Consider the following 19006-nt stretch of genomic DNA (forward strand, 5'->3'; position numbering starts at 1 on the left):
TAGTCAGATTCTTACCTTGGCGTCAGCTCGAGGACTCCGCTTTACGTCCGTCCAGGAAGCGCGAACGGGGTCCGACAGCGGTCGCCCCGTTGACTCCTGACACTCCGGCGACAATCGGGGGACGCGGGTCGCGGTCCTCCTCCGCCAGCACGACCACGGGCTCAACTGCCGTCCCACGACGGCGATAACGCGGCGGCACGAGGTGCTCGGCCCAGCGCGGGGCGCGGGGCGTGAAGCGCGGCAGCAGGAGCAGGAGCAGGCCGATCGCGCTGAGGATCACGATGCCCATGACGATCCACATGGACGCCGAGTTGACCGAGTAGGCGAGCGCACCGAACGCGATCAGCGCCGACCAGAAGTACATGATCAGGACGGCCCTGCTGTGCGAGTGCCCGATCTCCAGGAGCCGGTGGTGCAGATGGCCGCGGTCCGCGGCGAACGGCGACTGGCCGCGCCAGGTGCGGCGCACGATGGCCAGCACCAGGTCGGCGGCCGGCACCGCGATGATGGTCAGCGGCATCAGCAACGGGATGTAGACGGGCACCATCGAGTGCACGGTGCTCCGCTCGGACCCGCCGAACAGGTTGTCCGGGTCGACCTGGCCCGTGACGGAGATCGCGCCCGCCGCCAGCACCAGCCCGATCAGCATCGAGCCCGAGTCCCCCATGAAGATGCGCGCGGGGTGCATGTTGTGCGGCAGGAAGCCCAGGCACATCCCCATGAGGATCGCCGAGAAGAGCGTGGCCGGAGCGGCGGCCTCGATGCCGTACGAGTACCAGATGCGGTACGTGTACATGAAGAACGCGGCGGCCGCGATGCACACCATGCCGGCGGCGAGGCCGTCGAGGCCGTCCACGAAGTTGACCGCGTTGATGGTGATGACGACGAGCGCGACCGTCAGCAGGGTGCCCTGCCACTGGGTCAGCGCGACCGTGCCGACCTTCGGGATGGGCAGCCACAGGATCGTCAGACCCTGCATGACCATGACGCCGGCGGCGATCATCTGGCCGCCGAGCTTGATCAGTGCGTCGATCTCGAACTTGTCGTCCAGCACACCGATCAGCCAGATCACGGCCGCGCCGGAGAGCAGGGCGCGCGGCTCGTTCGAGTTCTGGAAGACCGAGCTGAGGTTGGTCAGGTGGTCGGCGACCAGCAGACCGGCGCACAGGCCGAAGAACATGGCGATACCGCCGAGCCGCGGAGTCGGTTCCCGGTGCACGTCACGGGCCCGGATCTCCGGCATCGCCCCGGCCACGATCGCGAACTTCCGCACCGGCCCGGTCAGCAGATACGTCACCGCGGCCGTCACGCAGAGCGTCAGCAGGTATTCACGCACAGGCTTCCCCACAGGTCTCGCTGGCCATCACAGCCCCACACCCTAGCGAGGGACGCATATGGTTGGGGACTTCCGGGTAGCGACGATGGTTGCACGTGTGGCTGTGCACCCGGTTACGGGTACCCCCGTTCAGCCCGGATACGGCAGGAATCCACCCACAAGATCCCGCACTTCGTCACGGGCCCGCCGGGCGTCGACCCGCCCGCGCAGCACACCCGCGATCAGCGCCGCGATGCCCGCCATCTCGCCCTCGCCCATGCCCTGCGTGGTCACCGCGGCGGTCCCCAGCCGCAGCCCGCGCGAGTCTCCGTGCGGGAGTGCGCAGCAGTCCAACACCATGCCGGCGGCGGCGAGTTGACCCCGTGCGGCACGTCCCTCGACGCCGAGGGGCAGCGGGTCGGCGGTGATGAGATGGGTGTCGGTACCGCCCGTCGTGACGACCAGCCCCTCCGCCGCCAGCCCCGCCGCCAGCACCCGGGCGTTGGCGACCACCTGATGGGCGTACGCCGTGAAGGCGGGCGTCGCCGCCTCGCCGAACGCGACGGCCTTCGCGGCGATGGTGTGCATCTGGGCGCCGCCCTGCGTGAACGGAAAAACGGCCCGGTCCACCCGCTCTGCCAGCTCGCTCCCGCACAGCAGCATCCCGCCACGCGGCCCGCGCAGCACCTTGTGCGTGGTGGCGCAGACGACGTCGGCGTACGGCACCGGGTTCGGCGCCGCTCCCCCGGCGACGAGGCCGATGGGGTGCGCCGCGTCGGCGATGAGATAGGCGCCCACCTCGTCGGCGACCTCGCGGAAGAAGGAGTAGTCGATGTGCCGGGGATAGGCGATGGACCCGCACACGATCGCCTTGGGCCGATGCGTACGGGCGAGAGCGCGCACCTGGTCGTAGTCGATGAGTCCGGTCTCCGCGTCCACGCCATAGGCGACGAAGTCGAACCAACGGCCCGAGAAGTTCGCGGGCGACCCGTGCGTGAGATGCCCGCCGTACGGCAGCCCCAGCGCGAGGACGGTGTCACCGGGCCGCAGCAGCGCGGCGTACGCGGCGAGCACGGCCGAGGACCCGGAGTGCGCCTGCACATTGGCGTGCTCGGCACCGAACAGCGCCTTCGCCCGTGCTACGGCGACGCGCTCGGCGACGTCGACGATCTCGCAGCCGCCGTGGTGGCGGGCGCCGGGGTATCCCTCGGCGTACTTGTTGGCGAGCGGCGAGCCGAGCGCGGCCAGCACGGCGGGCGAGGTGAAGTTCTCGGCGGCGACCAGCTGCAGCGTCGTCGACTGCCGCGCCAGCTCCCCGAGCAGGATCTCGGCCAGCTCGGGGTCCTGCCGACGCAGGACATCGGCCTCGAGGACAGGGATGACCGACATGGTGGACTCCGGGGCGTCGACGGTGACGTACGTCCAATGTAGGCCCGGGGCGGGTGGGGCGCGCGGCCGTTGTCAGGTCTCCGCGGGTACGCCTGTCAGCGCGGTGACCACCGGATCGATCGCCTGGTTCAGCCCCATCCCCGACCCGGCTCCGCTCCCGCCGGATCAAGTCCGCGCAGGCACACCCGTGAGCGCCGTCACCACCGGATCGATCGCCTGGTTTATCTCGTCGCCGATCGAGCGGAAGAACGGGAGGGGGGCGCCGTACGGGTCGAAGACCTCGTCCGCTTCTGCTGTGGGGGCCAGGAGCCAGCCTCGGAGGGCTGCTGCCGCGCGGACCAGGGCGCGGGCGCGGGCCACCATGCCGTCCTCCAGGGGTGGGAGGGTCGCGGGGTCTATCGCCTTCACCAGGCGGGTGAACTCCTTCAGGGTGAAGGTGCGCAGGCCCGCCGAGTGGCCCATGGAGATGACCTGGGCGCGGTGGTCGCGGGTGGCGGTCAGCACCAGGTCGGCGCGGATCACGTGGTCGTCCAGCAGCTCGCGGCCGGTGAACCCGGAGGGGTCCGCGCCGAAGTCGGTGAGGACCGTCGCCGCGTTGGTCTCCATGGGCGCGCCCTCATGGCCCCAGGTACCGGCGCTCTCCACGATCAGCCCGCCCCACAGCGGGTCGCCGAGCCGGTCCGCCAGGGCATGACGGGTCAGCCGCTCGGTGATCGGCGAGCGGCACACGTTGCCGGTGCTGACGTGGAGGATGCGGAAGCTGTCCATGGGAAGCCCGAAGGTCCCCGTCACTTCCCCGTTGCCTATGCCACGCCCCGCGTCAGGGGCTGTCAATTCGCCACCTCGAGGTCGGGTACGACCTTGCGCAGCTCCTCCGCCGAGATCGCGCCCGCGCGCAGCAGCAGGGGCACCTCGCGCGTGACGTCGACGATCGAGGACGGCACGTTGCCGGGCGTCGGACCGCCGTCGAGGTACACGGAGACCGAGTCACCGAGCATCTGCTGGGCCGCGTCACAGTCCTCCGGCGCGGGGTGCCCGGTGAGGTTCGCCGAGGAGACCGCCATCGGGCCGACCTCCGTCAGCAGCTCGATCGCGACCGGGTGCAGCGGCATGCGCACGGCGACCGTGCCCCGGGTGTCGCCCAGGTCCCACTGCAGCGACGGCTGGTGCTTGGCGACCAGCGTGAGGGCGCCCGGCCAGAACGCGTCGACGAGTTCCCAGGCCAGCTCGGAGAAGTCCGTGACGAGACCGTGCAGCGTGTTCGGGGAGCCGATGAGGACGGGGGTGGGCATGTTGCGGCCCCGGCCCTTGGCGTCCAGGAGATCGGCGACGGCCTCCGAGGAGAACGCGTCGGCCCCGATGCCGTAGACCGTGTCGGTCGGCAGGACCACGAGTTCGCCCCGGCGGACGGCGGACGCGGCCTCGCGCAGACCCGTCGTGCGGTCGGTCGCGTCATTGGTGTCGTATCGCCGTGCCATCTAACGGGCCTCCTGCTCAATCACGTGTACGTAAGAGGTTGTTGAGCCGTGGTCGCCGATCACGGAGTCGCCCTGCGGGCGGTCGCGAAGCGCGGGCGGTTGTTGAGATCGGGGTGGTCGGCCGCGTCGGCCCAGCCACGTTCCTCGGTGAAGATCCACGGCACCTGGCCGCCCTGGGTGTCGGCGTGCTCGATGACGACGACACCGCCGGGACGCAGGAGACGGTGTGCGGTGCGTTCGATGCCGCGGATCAGGTCGAGGCCGTCCTCGCCTGAGAACAGGGCGAGTTCGGGGTCGTAGTCCCGGGCTTCGGGAGCGACGTACTCCCACTCCGTGAGCGGGATGTACGGCGGGTTGGAGATGACCAGGTCGACATGGCCGTCGAGGTCGGGGAAGGCGTCCAGGGCGTTGCCCTGCCGCAGGTCGACCCGGGAGCCCTCCATGTTCTTGCGGGTCCACTGGAGGGCGTCCTCGGACAGCTCCACGGCGTGCACCCGGGAACGCGGGACCTCCTGCGCGAGGGCGAGCGCGATGGCGCCGGAGCCGGTGCAGAGGTCCACGATCAGTGGCTCTACGACATCCATCGCGCGCACCGCGTCTATGGCCCAGCCGACGACCGACTCGGTCTCGGGGCGCGGCACGAACACCCCTGGCCCCACCTGGAGTTCCAGGTACCGGAAGAAGGCGCGGCCGGTGATGTGCTGGAGCGGCTCTCGCTGCTCGCGCCGGGCGATGGTCTCCCAGTAGCGGGCGTCGAAGTCCACGTCCTTCACGGAGTGCAGCTCGCCCCGCTTCACACCGTGCACGTACGCGGCGAGCTCCTCCGCGTCGTTGCGCGGCGAGGGCACGCCGGCGTCGGCCAGCCGCTGGGTGGCCTGGGCCACCTCTGCGAGCAGCAGGTTCACGCAAGTCCTCCGTGTCGTACTCGTCCGTGCCGAACGTGCCGTGCGTGCCGTGGTGTTACGCCGCCGCGAGCTTGGCGGCCGAGTCCGCGTCCACGCAAGCCTGGATCATCGCGTCGAGGTCGCCGTCCAGGACCTGGTCAAGGTTGTACGCCTTGAAGCCGACGCGGTGGTCGGAGATGCGGTTCTCCGGGAAGTTGTACGTACGGATCTTCTCGGAGCGGTCGACCGTGCGGACCTGGCTGCGGCGGGCGTCGGCGGCATTCTTCTCCGCCTCCTCCTGTGCCGCGGCGAGCAGCCTGGAGCGCAGGATACGCATCGCCTGCTCCTTGTTCTGCAGCTGGCTCTTCTCGTTCTGGCAGGAGGCGACGACTCCGGTGGGAATGTGCGTGATGCGCACCGCGGAGTCGGTCGTGTTGACGGACTGGCCGCCGGGACCGGAGGAGCGGTAGACGTCGATGCGGAGGTCGTTCGGGTTGATCTCGACGTCGACCTCCTCCGCCTCGGGGGTGACGAGGACACCGGCCGCGGAGGTGTGGATACGGCCCGCGGACTCGGTCGCCGGGACGCGCTGCACGCGGTGCACGCCGCCCTCGTACTTCAGGCGGGCCCACACGCCCTGCCCGGGCTCGGTGGCGCCGTTGCCGCCCTTGGTCTTCACGGCGACCTGGACGTCCTTGTAGCCGCCCAGCTCGGACTCGGTGGCGTCGATGATCTCGGTCTTCCAGCCGACGCGCTCCGCGTACCGCAGGTACATGCGCAGCAGGTCACCGGCGAACAGGGCCGACTCGTCGCCGCCCGCGCCCGCCTTGACCTCGAGGATCACGTCCTTGTCGTCGTTGGGGTCACGCGGCACGAGCAGCAGCCGCAGCTTCTCCGTGATCTCGTCGCGGTGCTTCTCCAGCTCCTTGACCTCGGCCGCGAACTCCGGGTCGTCGGCGCCGAGTTCACGCGCGGTCTCGATGTCGTCGCCGGTCTGCTTCCAGGAGCGGTACGTGGCGACGATCGGGGTCAGCTCGGCGTAGCGCTTGTTCAGCTTGCGCGCGTTGGCCTGGTCGGCGTGGACCGACGGGTCGGCGAGCTTCTTCTCAAGGTCGGCGTGCTCGCCGATGAGGTCCTCGACAGCCTCGAACATCTTGGGCTCCTGAAATGCGGTGAAGAAAGGGTAGGCGGGCGACCAAAAACGCCGGTCCCGGCACGCCTGTGGAAGGGCGTGGCCGTGGACCGGCGAAATGGAGCTCGCTACTTGGAGCCGGCAGCAGCCTTGCCGAAGCGGGCCTCGAAGCGGGCCACGCGGCCACCGGTGTCGAGGATCTTCTGCTTGCCCGTGTAGAACGGGTGGCACTCGGAGCAGACCTCGGCGCGGATGTTGCCGCTCGTGATCGTGCTGCGGGTGGTGAACGACGCGCCACAGGTGCAGCTGACCTGGGTCTCGACGTACTCGGGGTGGATCTCGCGCTTCAAGGTGTCTCCTAGGTTCGGGAGGGCGCCGGGTCGCTCCGCGGGTTTGCGGGGCGTGAACCGGGGCCGACGTACCAGTCTGCCAGGACTGGAGCCATCTCCCAAAACGGGGGGCCCAGGTGATCTATTCCCTGCGGGTGCGTGGGGGCTGGGCGCGCAGTTCCCCTCGCCCCTGGGGGGTTGCGCCCTAGCCCGCTGTCACGACGCCCTTTGCTTCGCCTGTTGCTGTGCCCTTGGTCGCCGCTGCGGGGATTGGCTGGTCGTTCTTCAAGGCGTTCCAGACCAGCTGTGCCTTCGACTTCTCCACGATCACCCGGTTCGGGTTGGCCGGGTCGTACTCGACCGGCATCGTGACCATGTTCATGTTCGCGGAGCTGATGCTCTTGAGGCCGTTGGCGAAGGACGTGAGGGAGTTCACGGAGCCGAGGTCGGAGTCGGTGGTGACGGCCTTGGTGGCGGTGTTGGCGAGGTCGTAGAGCTTGGTCGGGCTGGTGAGGACGCCGATGTGCTTGACCTGGTTGACCAGGGCCTTGATGAAGGCCTGCTGGAGCTGGATGCGGCCGAGGTCGGAGCCGTCGCCCACGCCGTGCCGGGTGCGGACCAGGCCGAGGGCCTGGGAGCCGTTGAGCGTGTGGGTGCCGGCCTTGAGGTTCAGGTGGCTCTGGGAGTCCTTGATGTCCTTGGTCGTAGTGATCTGGACGCCGCCTAGCTCGTTGATGAGCTTCTCGAAGCCGGAGAAGTCGACCTCGAGGTAGTGGTCCATGCGCAGGCCGGAGAGGGACTCGACGGTCTTCACCGCGCAGGCCGCGCCGCCCGTGGAGTACGCGGAGTTGAACATGACGCCGGACGCCGCGTCGTGCGTGACGCCCTTGGTGTCGGTGCACTCGGGGCGGTCGATGAGGGTGTCGCGCGGGATGGACACCACGCTGGCCTTCTTGTGGCCCTTGTAGACGTGGATGATCATCGCGGTGTCGGAGCGGGCGCTGCCGTCGTCGGTGCCGCCGCCCAGCTTCTTGTTGGTGCCGGAGCGGGTGTCCGAGCCCAGCACCAGGATGTTCTCCGAGCCGTTGTCGACCTTGACCGGCCGGTCGGTGCCGAGGACCTGGTTGATGTCGACGCTCTTGATGTTGCCGTTGAGCTTGAAGTACACGTACCCGGCGCCGGTGCCGCCCAGCACCACGACGCCCGCCGCGACCCAGGCCGTGATCAGCAGGGCCTTGTGACGCGGACTGCGGTCCTTCTTGCGGCTTCCGGCGCGGTGGCGCGGGCCGCTGTTGCCGTCCTTGCCCGGTATGGCGGGCTCCGGCGTGCTCTCGGCGGACATGGGCTCCTCGAATCTCGTTCCGGTCGGTTACCCCCTGCTTTCAGGGTCAGGCCTGGCCGAAGCGACCGATACCGCTCAATCCTCGCTCCATGGTCGCTCCACCAGGTCAGACAGGGAAACTCGAGAAAGGGTTGCACAACGCAGAGTGCCCATCGCGTACGGCGATGGGCACCCTGTGTAGTCGGATCAGCGGGTCACACCCCGCTCACCTGGTCTTTCACCCGAAGATGTCGTACTGCTGGAAACCGGTACCGAGCGACTTCGGTGTGCCGAAGATCTCGCTCGTCGCCTTGCCGGTGCCCGGGTAGACGTAGAGCGAGCCGCTGGCGTTGCGGATCAGGAGGTCCGCCTTGCCGTCGCCGGTGAAGTCGCCGACCGAGTCGAAGGCGTTGTAGCTGCCCCAGGTGCGCACCTTCACGCGGGCCGCGAAGGCACCCGAGCCGGACTTGCCGGCGCCCTTGTACAGGTAGACGACGCCGGTGCTCTTGTTGCGGGCGAGCAGGTCGGCCTTGCCGTCACCGGTGAAGTCGCCCTTGCCGACCAGCACGTTGTACTGGCTCCAGCCGCCGCCGACGCGCGAGGGCGAGCTGAAGGTGCCGTTGCCCTTGCCCGGGTAGATCCACAGCACGCCGGCGCTGTCGACCGAGACCAGGTCGGGCAGGTAGTCGCCGGTGACATCGCCGGGGGCGAGGATCCGGGTGCGGGTCTTCCAGTTGGCGAAGATCTTCGTGCTGGCCCAACTGCCGTCGTCGCGCGCGCTGTTGAGCACGAAGTGGTCCCAGTAGACCGCGCCGGAGGTGGTCCGGTAGATCCAGTCCTGGTAGCCGTCGCGGTTCAGGTCGGCCGAGCGGACCAGGTTGACGCCGCCCCAGTCGCCCAGGGAAACGCGGGTGGCCAGCGAGGTGCCCTTGGAGTCCAGCTCGTAGCCCACCTTGTTGGAGGACTTGCGGGCGTAGACGTCGGCCTTGTTGTCGGTGTAGCTCAGGTTGCCGTCGTCGACCTGCGCGTAGGCGGCGCCGACGTAGGCGCTGACCTTCGAGAAGACGCCGTAGGTGCCCTCGACGACGCAGTCGTTGACCGTGGTGGCGTCACCGTCGTCGGCGCTCCAGGAGACGACACCGACGATCCGGCCGGCGACGACCAGCGGGCCGCCGGAGTCGCCGTTGCAGATGGCCGTCGTGGTGGTGTCGCTGCCGGTGGCGGGCTCGCCCGCGCAGACGTTGTGACCCTTGATGTACAGGCTGCCGTAGGCGCCGGCGCAGGTGGCGTCCGACTGGATCGGCAGCGAGGCCTTCTTCAGCGTCTCGGAGATGTCCTGCGAGCTGGAGCTCGTGCGGCCCCAGCCGTAGACCGTGGCGGTCTTGGCGGCCGTGCCCGTGTACGACGTCGTGTCGGTGTTCGTCGTCATACGGATCGGGGTCGCCTTGACGGGGAGCGCCAGGGTGAGGACCGCGATGTCGTTGTCGATGGTCGACACGTTGAACGACGGGTGGGTCCACTGGCGCAGGACCGCGGTGGCCTGGCCGCCGTGCAGGTCGGTGTTGCCGTCGGCGTCGCTGGTCGGCAGCACGGTGGCGCTGGTGACGACCGCGCCGTACTTGGCCCAGTTGTAGGCCTTGCCGTGCTCGTCCTTGGTGCAGTGCCCGGCCGTCAGGATCTTCGTCGGCGCGATGACCGAGCCGCCGCAGAAGAAGCCCAGGTCGTCGCTCTCGTCGGTGGTGCCCTTGTCGTCGTAGTACCAGAGCTGCGCCATGTACGGCGCGGTGCTGATGGTCGTCGTCGTGCCGCCGATGATCTTCGGGCTGGCGGTCGTGCCGGTGGTGCTCGCGCTCGCGGACGACTTCTTGGTCGTCTCGCCGGCGGTGTCGTCATCGGCGAGGGCGCCCGCGATGCGCTCCTTGAGCGTGGCGAGCGAGGTCGTGCTGACGGCGGGCTTCGCGGTCGGCGTCGGCAGCGCGGTGGCCGCGCCGGCGGACGTCGTCAGCAGTGCGGCGGTCACGGCGGCGGCGATACCGGCCGCGGCGACGGGCAGAGCGAAGCGTATCCGGCGTCTGTGCCGACCGGCCCCAGGCATGGGCGTACCCATTCAAGTCCCCCCTCGGGATCAGAAGTTCGGACGGTTGTCGAAAACAAGTCCGAAGGGCGCGATCGTACAGCGAGCCACTGACAACACAGAGGGCCGCCCCCTTAACAGGGGGCGGCCCTTTGATAACGCTGACTTCTCTTAGTCGCCGTTGCCAGGAGTGGTCTTCTGGATCTGGAGCAGGAACTCGGCGTTCGACTTCGTCTGCTTCATTTTGTCGAGCAGCAGCTCGATCGCCTGCTGCTGGTCGAGCGCGTGCAGCACACGGCGCAGCTTCCAGGTGACGGCCAACTCGTCGCTGCCGAGCAGGATCTCTTCCTTACGGGTACCGGACGCGTCGACGTCCACCGCGGGGAAGATGCGCTTGTCGGCGAGCTTCCGGTCGAGCTTGAGCTCGGCGTTGCCCGTGCCCTTGAACTCCTCGAAGATGACCTCGTCCATGCGCGAGCCGGTGTCGACGAGCGCGGTGGCGAGGATGGTCAGCGAGCCGCCGTCCTCGATGTTGCGCGCGGCACCGAAGAAGCGCTTGGGCGGGTACAGCGCCGTGGAGTCGACACCACCGGAGAGGATGCGGCCGGAGGCGGGGGCGGCGAGGTTGTACGCACGGCCGAGACGCGTGATCGAGTCCAGGAGTACGACGACGTCGTGGCCCAGCTCCACCAGCCGCTTGGCGCGCTCGATGGCGAGCTCGGCGACCGTGGTGTGGTCCTCGGCGGGGCGGTCGAAGGTCGAGGAGATGACCTCGCCCTTCACCGACCGCTGCATGTCGGTGACCTCTTCCGGACGCTCGTCGACCAGGACGACCATCAGGTGGCACTCGGGGTTGTTGTGCGTGATCGCGTTGGCGATCGCCTGCATGATCATGGTCTTGCCGGTCTTCGGCGGGGCCACGATCAGACCGCGCTGGCCCTTTCCGATGGGCGCGACGAGGTCGATGATGCGGGTCGTCAGCACACCCGGGTCGGTCTCCAGGCGGAGCCGGTCCTGCGGGTACAGCGGCGTCAGCTTGTTGAACTCCGGGCGGCCGCGCCCGGAGTCGGGAGCCATGCCGTTGGTCGAGTCCAGGCGCACGAGCGCGTTGAACTTCTCGCGACGCTCGCCCTCCTTCGGCTGGCGGACCGCGCCGGTGACGTGGTCGCCCTTGCGCAGGCCGTTCTTGCGGACCTGGGCGAGGGAGACGTACACGTCGTTCGGGCCCGGCAGGTAGCCCGACGTACGGATGAAGGCGTAGTTGTCGAGGATGTCGAGGATGCCCGCGACGGGGATCAGGACATCGTCGTCCGCGACCTGCGGCTCGCCGGCTGCGCCACCACCGAACTCGTCACGGCCGCGACGGCCACGGCGATCCCGGTACCGGCCGCGGCGACCGCGCCGGCCGTCGCCGAACTCGTCGTCGTCCTGCGGGCCGTTGTCGCGCTGCTGACGGTCCTGGCGGCCACCGCTCTGCTGCTGGCCACCCTGCTGACGGTCCTGCTGCTGGCGGTCCTGACGGCCGCCGCTCTGCTGCTGGCCGCCGCCCTGCTGCTCCTCGGGCTTGCGGCGGTCGCCGCGGTCGCGGTCCTGACGGCCACCGCGGTCGCGGTCACGGCGGTCACGACGGCCCTGACGACCGTCGTCCCCGGCGTCGGCCCTGGCCTCGCCCTGCGCGGCGACGGGCGTCTCGGCCTTCGGCTCGCTCTTCGCCTCGGCGGTGACCGTCTCGGGGCTACCGGCCTCGGCGGTGGCACGGCGACGACGACGCTCGACGGGCGCGTCCTCGCTGGCGGGCTGGCCGGGGATCTCGATCTGCTGCTGGGCCACGGCCTTCTCGGCGGCGACCTTCTCGGCCTTCTGCTCGGCCGGTGCGACCGCCTCGTCGCCGGTACGGGCCTTGGAGGTGGCGCGGCGCTTCGGCTTGGTCTCGGTGGCGGTCTCGGCCTTGGCCGGAGCACCCCCGCCCGCCTGCGCCTCCTTGATGACCTCGATCAGCTGGCTCTTGCGCATACGCGCGGTGCCCCTGATGCCGAGGCCGGATGCGACCTGCTGCAGCTCGGCCAGCACCATGCCGTCGAGGCCGGTACCGCGGCGCCGCCGGGAGCCGGCACCGGTGGCAGGCGCGGAGGCGTCCGTGGCGGGCGCGGCAGCGGTCTCCTCGACACGTGCGCCCATCAGATCGGTGGTGTCGCTCACGAAGGGTCCTTCCCTGGAGCGGACGTCGGCCTGTCTGGCTCGGCGACCGGTTGTGCTGTCCGGCTTCGGTTCTTGCTGTGTGAACCGTGCCGGGGCGGTGGTCCGCCTAAGCGGCGGAAGAGTGTTCTGGTGACGGCGCTTCCCAAAGCAGTGGCACCGAGTGTCTGTGTCACGTGGCTTGGTCGCACCAATTCCGGAGCGTGCCCGGCGAACCGCTCAGTGCCCGCGTACGAGGTACTGCCCGCGTACGTCGTACGAAACACAGTGCGGCTTGGGAGGCTCCCGGAAGAATGTCTGTCCCGGACGGGGACAACAAGCACCTCGCCATGGTGGGGTCGGGTGCAGACTTGAGATTAACACTACCGGATCCAACAAACATTCCCCCTCTCGAAATCCGGCGACGGTACGTAGTCAATTGGCGCTCGGGGCGGCGAGCGGAAGGACGCACGCGCCCTGTGCGTCGAGATCCAGCCGGTTGGCGGCCCAGCCCTCGCCGGCGAGATGGGACACCTTGTCGGCGTTGTCGGCGTCGACCAGTGCCAGCACGGTGGGCCCGGCGCCGGAGATGACGGCCGGAACTCCGTCCGCCCTCAAGCGGTCCACGAGTGCGGCACTCTCCGGCATGGCTGGCGCGCGGTACTCCTGGTGCAGGCGGTCCTCGGTGGCGGGCAGCAGCAGCTCGGGGCGCCGGGTGAGGGCCTCGACGAGCAGTGCGGCGCGGCCCGCGTTGGCGGCGGCGTCGACGTGCGGGACGCTGCGCGGGAGCAGGCCGCGCGCGGTCTCGGTGAGCACCGGCCTCCCGGGTACGAAAACCACCGGAACGATGGAATCGGCGGGGTCCATCCTGATCGCCCGCGCGGCGCCGCCGTCCATCCAGGAGAGCGTGAAGCCGCCGAGCAGACAGGCGGCCACGTTGTCGGGGTGGCCCTCGATCTCGGTGGCGAGCTCCAGCAGGGCCGTGTCGTCGAGCCGGGAGTCCCCGCCTATGGTCACGGCGCGCGCGGCGACGATGCCGGCGCAGATGGCGGCGGAGGAGGAGCCCAGACCGCGGCCGTGCGGAATGCGGTTGGCGCACACGATCTCGAGGCCGCGCGGCTGTCCGCCGAGCAGGTCGAACGCGGTGCGCAGGGACCGTACGAGGAGATGGTTCTCGTCGCGCGGGAGGGTCTCGCTGCCCTCGCCCGCGATGTCGATGAGCAGCCCGGAGTCGGCGACACGGACGACGACGTCGTCGTAGAGCCCCAGCGAGAGGCCGAAGGCGTCGAAGCCCGGGCCGAGGTTGGCGCTGGTGGCGGGGACGCGCACCCGGACGGCGGCGGCGCGGAAGGCTGGACCGGCCATCGCTCGATGACTCTCCTTGAGCTGCGTGATTGTCGAAGACATTCGATGAGATCGATAGGTACGTGAAGACCCTCGGGCCGTGGAGACGGCGCGGTGCCGAGCCATGCGCGCAGGCATATGCGGCGGGCGGGTTCGGTACAGCCTATCGAAGGAAGGTTCTGTGGCGACATAGGGCGCACAGGAGGCGCACGATGCGTGTCGTAAGCCCCCTGTGCACCCCCCGTGGCGAATACCCGCCAGGCGGCTTTACGCCAGACCGAGGCGCTCGGCCGCCGTGGCCGCGTCGACCGGGACGGTGACGGGCTGCGGTGCGCCCGCGACGGCCCAGTCGGGGTCCTTGAGGCCGTTTCCGGTCACCGTGCAGACGATGGTCTGGCCCGGGTCGACCTTGCCCTGCTCGGCCGCCTTAAGGAGACCGGCGACAGAAGCAGCAGAGGCGGGCTCGACGAAAACGCCCTCCTGCGCGGCCAACAGCCGGTAGGCGCGCAGGATCTCACGGTCCGTCACCTCGTCGATGAACCCGCCGGACTCGTCCCGCGCGGCGAGCGCGTACTGCCAGGAGGCGGGGTTGCCGATGCGGATCGCGGTGGCGATCGTCGAGGGGTCCTTGACGATCTCTCCGCGCACGATGGGCGCGGACCCGGACGCCTGGAACCCCCACATGCGCGGAGTCTGCGCGGCGATGCCATCGGCGGCGTACTCCTTGTAGCCCTTCCAGTACGCGGTGATGTTGCCCGCGTTGCCCACCGGCAGGACGTGGATGTCGGGCGCGTCGCCGAGCATGTCGACGATCTCGAAGGCGGCCGTCTTCTGGCCCTCGATGCGCACCGGGTTGACCGAATTCACCAGCGCCACAGGGTAGTTGTCGCTCAGCTCGCGGGCGAGGGTGAGGCAGTCGTCGAAGTTTCCGTCGACCTGGAGGATCTTCGCGCCGTGGATGAGGGCCTGGCCCATCTTGCCGAGCGCGATCTTGCCCTGCGGCACGAGGACGGCGCAGACCATCCCGGCGCGTACGGCGTAGGCGGCGGCGGAGGCCGACGTGTTGCCGGTGGAGGCGCAGATGACGGCCTGCGCGCCCTCCTCCTTGGCCCGCGTGATGGCCATGGTCATACCGCGGTCCTTGAAGGACCCGGTGGGGTTGGCGCCCTCCACCTTGAGGTGGACCTCGCAGCCGGTGCGCTCGGAGAGCACCTGCGCGGGCACGAGGGGCGTGCCGCCCTCGCGGAGGGAGACGACCGGCGTGCTGTCGGACACCGGGAGCCGGTCCCGGTACTCCTCGATGATTCCGCGCCACTGGTGGGTCATTGCTGGTTACTCTCCTTCAACCCGCATGATGCTGGCGACACCCCGCACGGTGTCGAGCTTGCGCAACGCCTCGACGGTCCCGGTGAGGGCGGCGTCGGACGCGCGGTGCGTGACGACGACGAGAGAGGCCTCGCCGTCCTTCCCCTGCTGCCGAACCGTATCGATCGAGACACCGTGCTCGGCGAACACGGTGGCGACCTGTGCGAGAACACCCGGTTTGTCGGCGACGTCGAGGCTGATGTGGTACCGCGTGACAACCTCGCCCATGCCCGACACGGGGAGCGCGGCATACGCCGACTCGCCGGGCCCGGTGGTCGAGTTGAGCCGGTTGCGGCACACGGCGACGAGGTCGCCCATCACGGCGGAGGCGGTCGGAGCGCCGCCCGCGCCGGGGCCGTAGAACATCAGCTGCCCGGAGGCGTCGGACTCGACGAACACGGCGTTGTAGGCGCCGCGGACGGAGGCGAGCGGGTGGCTGAGCGGAATCATGGCGGGATGCACACGCGCGGTGACGGACCCGCCGTCCTCGGCCCGCTCGCAGATCGCCAGCAACTTGATGGTGCAGCCCATGTTCTTCGCGGAGGCGAAGTCGGAGGCGGTGACCTCGGTCATGCCCTCGCGGTAGACGTCGTCGAGACGCACGCGCGTGTGGAAGGCGATTCCGGCGAGGATGGCGGCCTTGGCGGCGGCGTCGAAGCCCTCGACGTCGGCGGTGGGGTCGGCTTCGGCGTACCCGAGCGCGGTGGCCTCATCAAGGGCTTCCTGGTACCCGGCGCCCGTGGAGTCCATCTTGTCGAGGATGAAGTTGGTGGTCCCGTTGACGATGCCGAGCACCCGGTTGACCTTGTCGCCGGCGAGGGACTCGCGCAGCGGCCGGATCAGCGGAATCGCCCCGGCGACGGCGGCCTCGTAATACAGGTCCTTGCCCTGCTGCTCGGCGGCGGCGTGCAGCGCGGCACCGTCCTGGGCGAGCAGCGCCTTGTTCGCGGAGACGACGGACGCGCCGTGCTCGAAGGCGGCGGTGATGAGGGAGCGGGCGGGCTCGATCCCCCCGATGACCTCGACGACGACGTCGATGTCCCCGCGCTTGACGAGGGCGGTGGCGTCGGTGGTGATGAGGGCGGGGTCGATGCCTTCGCGGACCTTGGACGGCCGCCGTACCGCCACGCCCGCGAGCTCGACCGGCGCGCCGATGCGGGCGGCGAGGTCGTCGGCGTGCGTCGTCATGATGCGCGCCACCTCTGAGCCGACCACTCCACAGCCCAGCAGCGCCACCTTCAGCGGACGCGTACGCATCATCCGACCTCGTTTCCTCATACCGTCATCGGTTGGACCAGTCTCACTCACCGGACGGGAGTTTCTATCCATGGTCCGGATCGTGAGACATCGATTTCATTTCTACGGGGGTGGAAGACCGTAGATCTTCCACCCTCCCACCCTCCCACCGTGCACTCAGCCGACGTCGAGTCGGAGCAGGTCCTCCTCCGTCTCCCGGCGGACGATGACCCGCGACTCGCCATCCTTCACGGCGACGACCGGCGGCCGGAGCACATGGTTGTAATTGCTCGCCATGGAACGGCAGTACGCACCCGTCGCCGGTACGGCGATGAGGTCACCGGGTGCCAGGTCCCCCGGCAGAAAAGCGTCCTTGACCACGATGTCCCCGCTCTCGCAGTGCTTGCCGACGACCCGCGCGAGCATGGGCTCGGCGTCGGAGGTCCGGGACACGAGAGCGACGCTGTACTCGGCGTCGTAGAGCGCGGTCCGGATGTTGTCGGACATGCCCCCGTCGACCGACACATACGTCCGCAGCCCGTCGAGAGGCTTGATGGTGCCGACCTCGTAGAGGGTGAAGGCGGTGGGCCCGACGATCGCGCGCCCGGGTTCGACGGAGATCCGCGGGGTCCGCAACTTCGCGGAGTCGCACTCGCGAGTGACGATCTCGGTGAGCGCCTTGGCGATCTCGTGGGGCTCGCGAGGGTCGTCGTCGCTGGTGTAAGCGATACCGAGGCCGCCCCCGAGATCAATCTCGGGCAGCTCGACTCCATGCTCGTCCCGAATGTCCTTCAGCAGCCCGACCACGCGATGGGCGGCGACCTCGAAGCCGGACATGTCGAAGATCTGCGACCCGATGTGCGAGTGGATCCCGATGACTTCGAGCCCGTCGAGCTGAAGAGCACGCCGTACGGCTTCGGCGGCCTGCCCCCCGGCCAGCGGAATCCCGAACTTCTGGTCCTCATGGGCGGTGGCGATGAACTCGTGGGTGTGCGCCTCCACGCCCACGGTGATCCGGATCTGCACGCGCTGCCGCTTGCCGAGGGACTGCGCGATGTGGGCGACGCGGACGATCTCCTGGAAGGAGTCGAGGACGATACGTCCTACGCCGGCGTCGATGGCCCTGGTGATCTCACTGACGGACTTGTTGTTGCCGTGGAAGGCGATGCGGTCGGCGGGCATGCCGGCGGAGAGGGCGGTGGCGAGCTCGCCCCCGGAGCAGACGTCAAGATTCAGCCCCTCCTCATGCAACCACCGCACGACGGCACGGGACAGGAACGCCTTGCCGGCGTAGAAGACGTCAGCGTCGTGCCCGAAGGCGGTACGCCAGGCACGGGCCCGCTCCCGGAAGTCGTCCTCGTCGAGGACGTAGGCGGGCGTGCCGTGCTGTTCGGCGAGGGTCTTCACGTCGACACCGCCGACGGTGACGACACCGTCCGCGTCCCGGCCGACGGTCTGGGCCCACACCTTGGGGTCGAGTTCGTTGAGGTCGGCGGCCGGGGCGGAGTAGTGCCCCTCGGGCAGGACGTCGGCGTGCCGGGGACCGGCGGGGTGTGCGGAACGGCTCATGTCGTGTTCTCTTCTGTCTCTTCCTGGCGCGCAGATCGTGTGGGTGGTGTCTTCGTCGGTCGTGGCGATCGGATCGTGCGGTGACTTTGTCGGTCCTGGCGCTCAGAGGTGTTCGGGTGCGTCGATGCCGAGCAGGGAAAGGCCACCGGCCAGCACCGCCCCGGCAGCTTCGGCAAGCGCGAGCCGGGCACGGTGGGCGGCCGAGGGTTTCTCGTCCCCGAGCGGAAGCACCGTGACGAGGACGGGAAGGGCGGCATCGGCTACGGCGACCAGGTGCCGGGCGAGCAGGTCGGGGGTGCGGTGGGCTGCTGCGCGGGCGAGGAGGCGGGGGTGGGCGGTGAGGGGGGTGCCGAGGGGGGTGGTGTCCGCTCGCACGTCTTCTACGTCGCCGGGTTCGGCGGTGAAACCGAGGTCGGCGGCGTTGCGGCTGACGGCCCGGGTGCGGGCGTAGGCGTAACGGACCCGGAAGAGAGGGTTGCTCTCCCGCTGCACGAGGTGGTCGGCGGTGAGGCGGGGCCGGTCATGGGCGGCGGGGTGAAGGAGGGCCCAGCGGGCGGCGTCACGGCCCAGGAGAAGGAGGGCTGAGGGGTCGAGGTCGGGGGCGGGGACGGGCCGTACGTTGATGATGACGTTGGCGTGGCCGTGGGCGTTGGCGTGGCCGTTGGCGTCGAGCGGGGCCGGTGCCGGTGAGGGCGCCTCGGGGGTGCCGTAGGTGTCGGCCTCGACGCCGAGAACGGCGACCCATTCCGGCTCGGGCCGGGCCTCGCAGCTGGTGCTGACGAGGGCGCCCTGCGAACGCAGGAGACGGGCGACGACGTCCATGACGACGAGGGCGCGGGGGTCGTGGGGGGCGTGGAGGTGTACGGGGACCCTGTCGGGGGCGTCGCGGGTGCCAGGCGTGCCAGGCGTGCCAGGCGTGCCGGGGCTGATAACGGCGGCCTCGTCGATGGTCTCGCCGACGACCTCGTCGGTGAACCCGTACCGCGGTCCGCGCCGCAGGATCTCCTCGACGAGAGGGACGGACGCCGCACTCCCCCTCACCAGGCTGATGTTGAGGAAACCGGGCCCGGTGATCTCGACACCACTGACGCCCTGAGCCTCGACGAGATGCGGCCGCAGCAGCTCGGCGACGCGACGGGGGGTCTCCCCGGCGGGCCGGGCGAGCTGAAGGGCGATGTTGGTGGCGTAGTCCCCCCACCCGCCGGCCCCCGGCACGGTCACCAACGCCTTCTCGGGCACAACCACGCTCAGCTCCCCGCCCTCGACAGCACGGCGCACCGCGCGCAGCACGGTACGGGAGAGCTCGACGGGGGTCACGGGACAAGCGTATGGGAGGAGGGGGGTGGGTAGGCCAGCCGGTTTGGCCAGGGGTCCGGGATGTGGACGGCGGGGGTG

15 protein-coding genes are annotated in these 19006 nt (G+C 69.7%); all 15 read right to left on the reverse strand.

What is annotated here, in order from left to right; genetic code table 11:
• Positions 1-22: 22 nt before the first annotated feature.
• A complete protein-coding gene (locus OO70_RS39890) occupies positions 23-1336 on the reverse strand; it encodes an MraY family glycosyltransferase (protein ID WP_043683114.1) in 1314 nt (437 codons plus the stop codon).
• A gap of 129 nt (positions 1337-1465) precedes the next feature.
• The gene (locus OO70_RS39895; RefSeq protein ID WP_043683116.1) at positions 1466-2704 is read right to left on the reverse strand and encodes a serine hydroxymethyltransferase; all 1239 of its coding nucleotides are present in this window, start codon (positions 2702-2704) and stop codon (positions 1466-1468) included.
• Between the two features lie 165 nt (positions 2705-2869).
• Positions 2870-3538, reverse strand: coding sequence for an arsenate reductase/protein-tyrosine-phosphatase family protein (locus tag OO70_RS39900; RefSeq protein WP_043683118.1), 669 nt, complete (start codon positions 3536-3538; stop codon positions 2870-2872).
• On the reverse strand, positions 3535-4182 hold the full coding sequence (locus OO70_RS39905; protein ID WP_019060715.1) for an L-threonylcarbamoyladenylate synthase: 648 nt from the start codon (positions 4180-4182) through the stop codon (positions 3535-3537). Before OO70_RS39905 ends, OO70_RS39900 begins: the two co-directional genes overlap by 4 nt.
• 59 nt (positions 4183-4241) lie before the next feature.
• Positions 4242-5087, reverse strand: coding sequence for a peptide chain release factor N(5)-glutamine methyltransferase (prmC, locus tag OO70_RS39910; protein WP_043683121.1), 846 nt, complete (start codon positions 5085-5087; stop codon positions 4242-4244).
• Positions 5088-5142: 55 nt separating this feature from the next.
• Positions 5143-6219 (reverse strand): peptide chain release factor 1, encoded by a 1077-nt coding sequence (prfA, locus tag OO70_RS39915; protein ID WP_019073184.1) that lies wholly within the window; start codon positions 6217-6219, stop codon positions 5143-5145.
• Positions 6220-6326: 107 nt separating this feature from the next.
• Positions 6327-6548 (reverse strand): 50S ribosomal protein L31, encoded by a 222-nt coding sequence (rpmE, locus tag OO70_RS39920; protein ID WP_043683123.1) that lies wholly within the window; start codon positions 6546-6548, stop codon positions 6327-6329.
• A 184-nt stretch (positions 6549-6732) separates the two neighbouring features.
• A complete protein-coding gene (locus tag OO70_RS39925; protein WP_043683126.1) occupies positions 6733-7869 on the reverse strand; it encodes an LCP family protein in 1137 nt (378 codons plus the stop codon).
• 217 nt (positions 7870-8086) lie between these two features.
• The gene (locus OO70_RS39930) at positions 8087-9943 is read right to left on the reverse strand and encodes a trypsin-like serine protease (protein ID WP_043683129.1); all 1857 of its coding nucleotides are present in this window, start codon (positions 9941-9943) and stop codon (positions 8087-8089) included.
• A gap of 150 nt (positions 9944-10093) precedes the next feature.
• Positions 10094-12121, reverse strand: coding sequence for a transcription termination factor Rho (gene rho / locus OO70_RS39935; protein WP_043683132.1), 2028 nt, complete (start codon positions 12119-12121; stop codon positions 10094-10096).
• A 411-nt stretch (positions 12122-12532) separates the two neighbouring features.
• Complete coding sequence (gene thrB, locus OO70_RS39940) at positions 12533-13462, reverse strand: homoserine kinase (RefSeq protein ID WP_043683134.1); 930 nt, start codon at positions 13460-13462, stop codon at positions 12533-12535.
• Positions 13463-13708: 246 nt separating this feature from the next.
• Complete coding sequence (thrC, locus tag OO70_RS39945; protein ID WP_043683137.1) at positions 13709-14767, reverse strand: threonine synthase; 1059 nt, start codon at positions 14765-14767, stop codon at positions 13709-13711.
• 6 nt (positions 14768-14773) lie between these two features.
• Complete coding sequence (locus tag OO70_RS39950; protein ID WP_043683140.1) at positions 14774-16066, reverse strand: homoserine dehydrogenase; 1293 nt, start codon at positions 16064-16066, stop codon at positions 14774-14776.
• Positions 16067-16219: 153 nt separating this feature from the next.
• Entirely contained in the window at positions 16220-17611 is a 1392-nt protein-coding gene (gene lysA / locus OO70_RS39955) for a diaminopimelate decarboxylase (protein WP_043683143.1), read from the reverse strand.
• A gap of 102 nt (positions 17612-17713) precedes the next feature.
• Positions 17714-18928, reverse strand: a complete 1215-nt coding sequence (nrtL, locus tag OO70_RS39960; protein WP_043683146.1) for an ArgS-related anticodon-binding protein NrtL — start codon at positions 18926-18928, stop codon at positions 17714-17716.
• Positions 18929-19006 lie beyond the last annotated feature (78 nt).

Origin of the sequence: Streptomyces xylophagus, from assembly GCF_000716435.1 — a bacterium.
GTDB classification, from domain to species: domain Bacteria; phylum Actinomycetota; class Actinomycetes; order Streptomycetales; family Streptomycetaceae; genus Streptomyces; species Streptomyces xylophagus.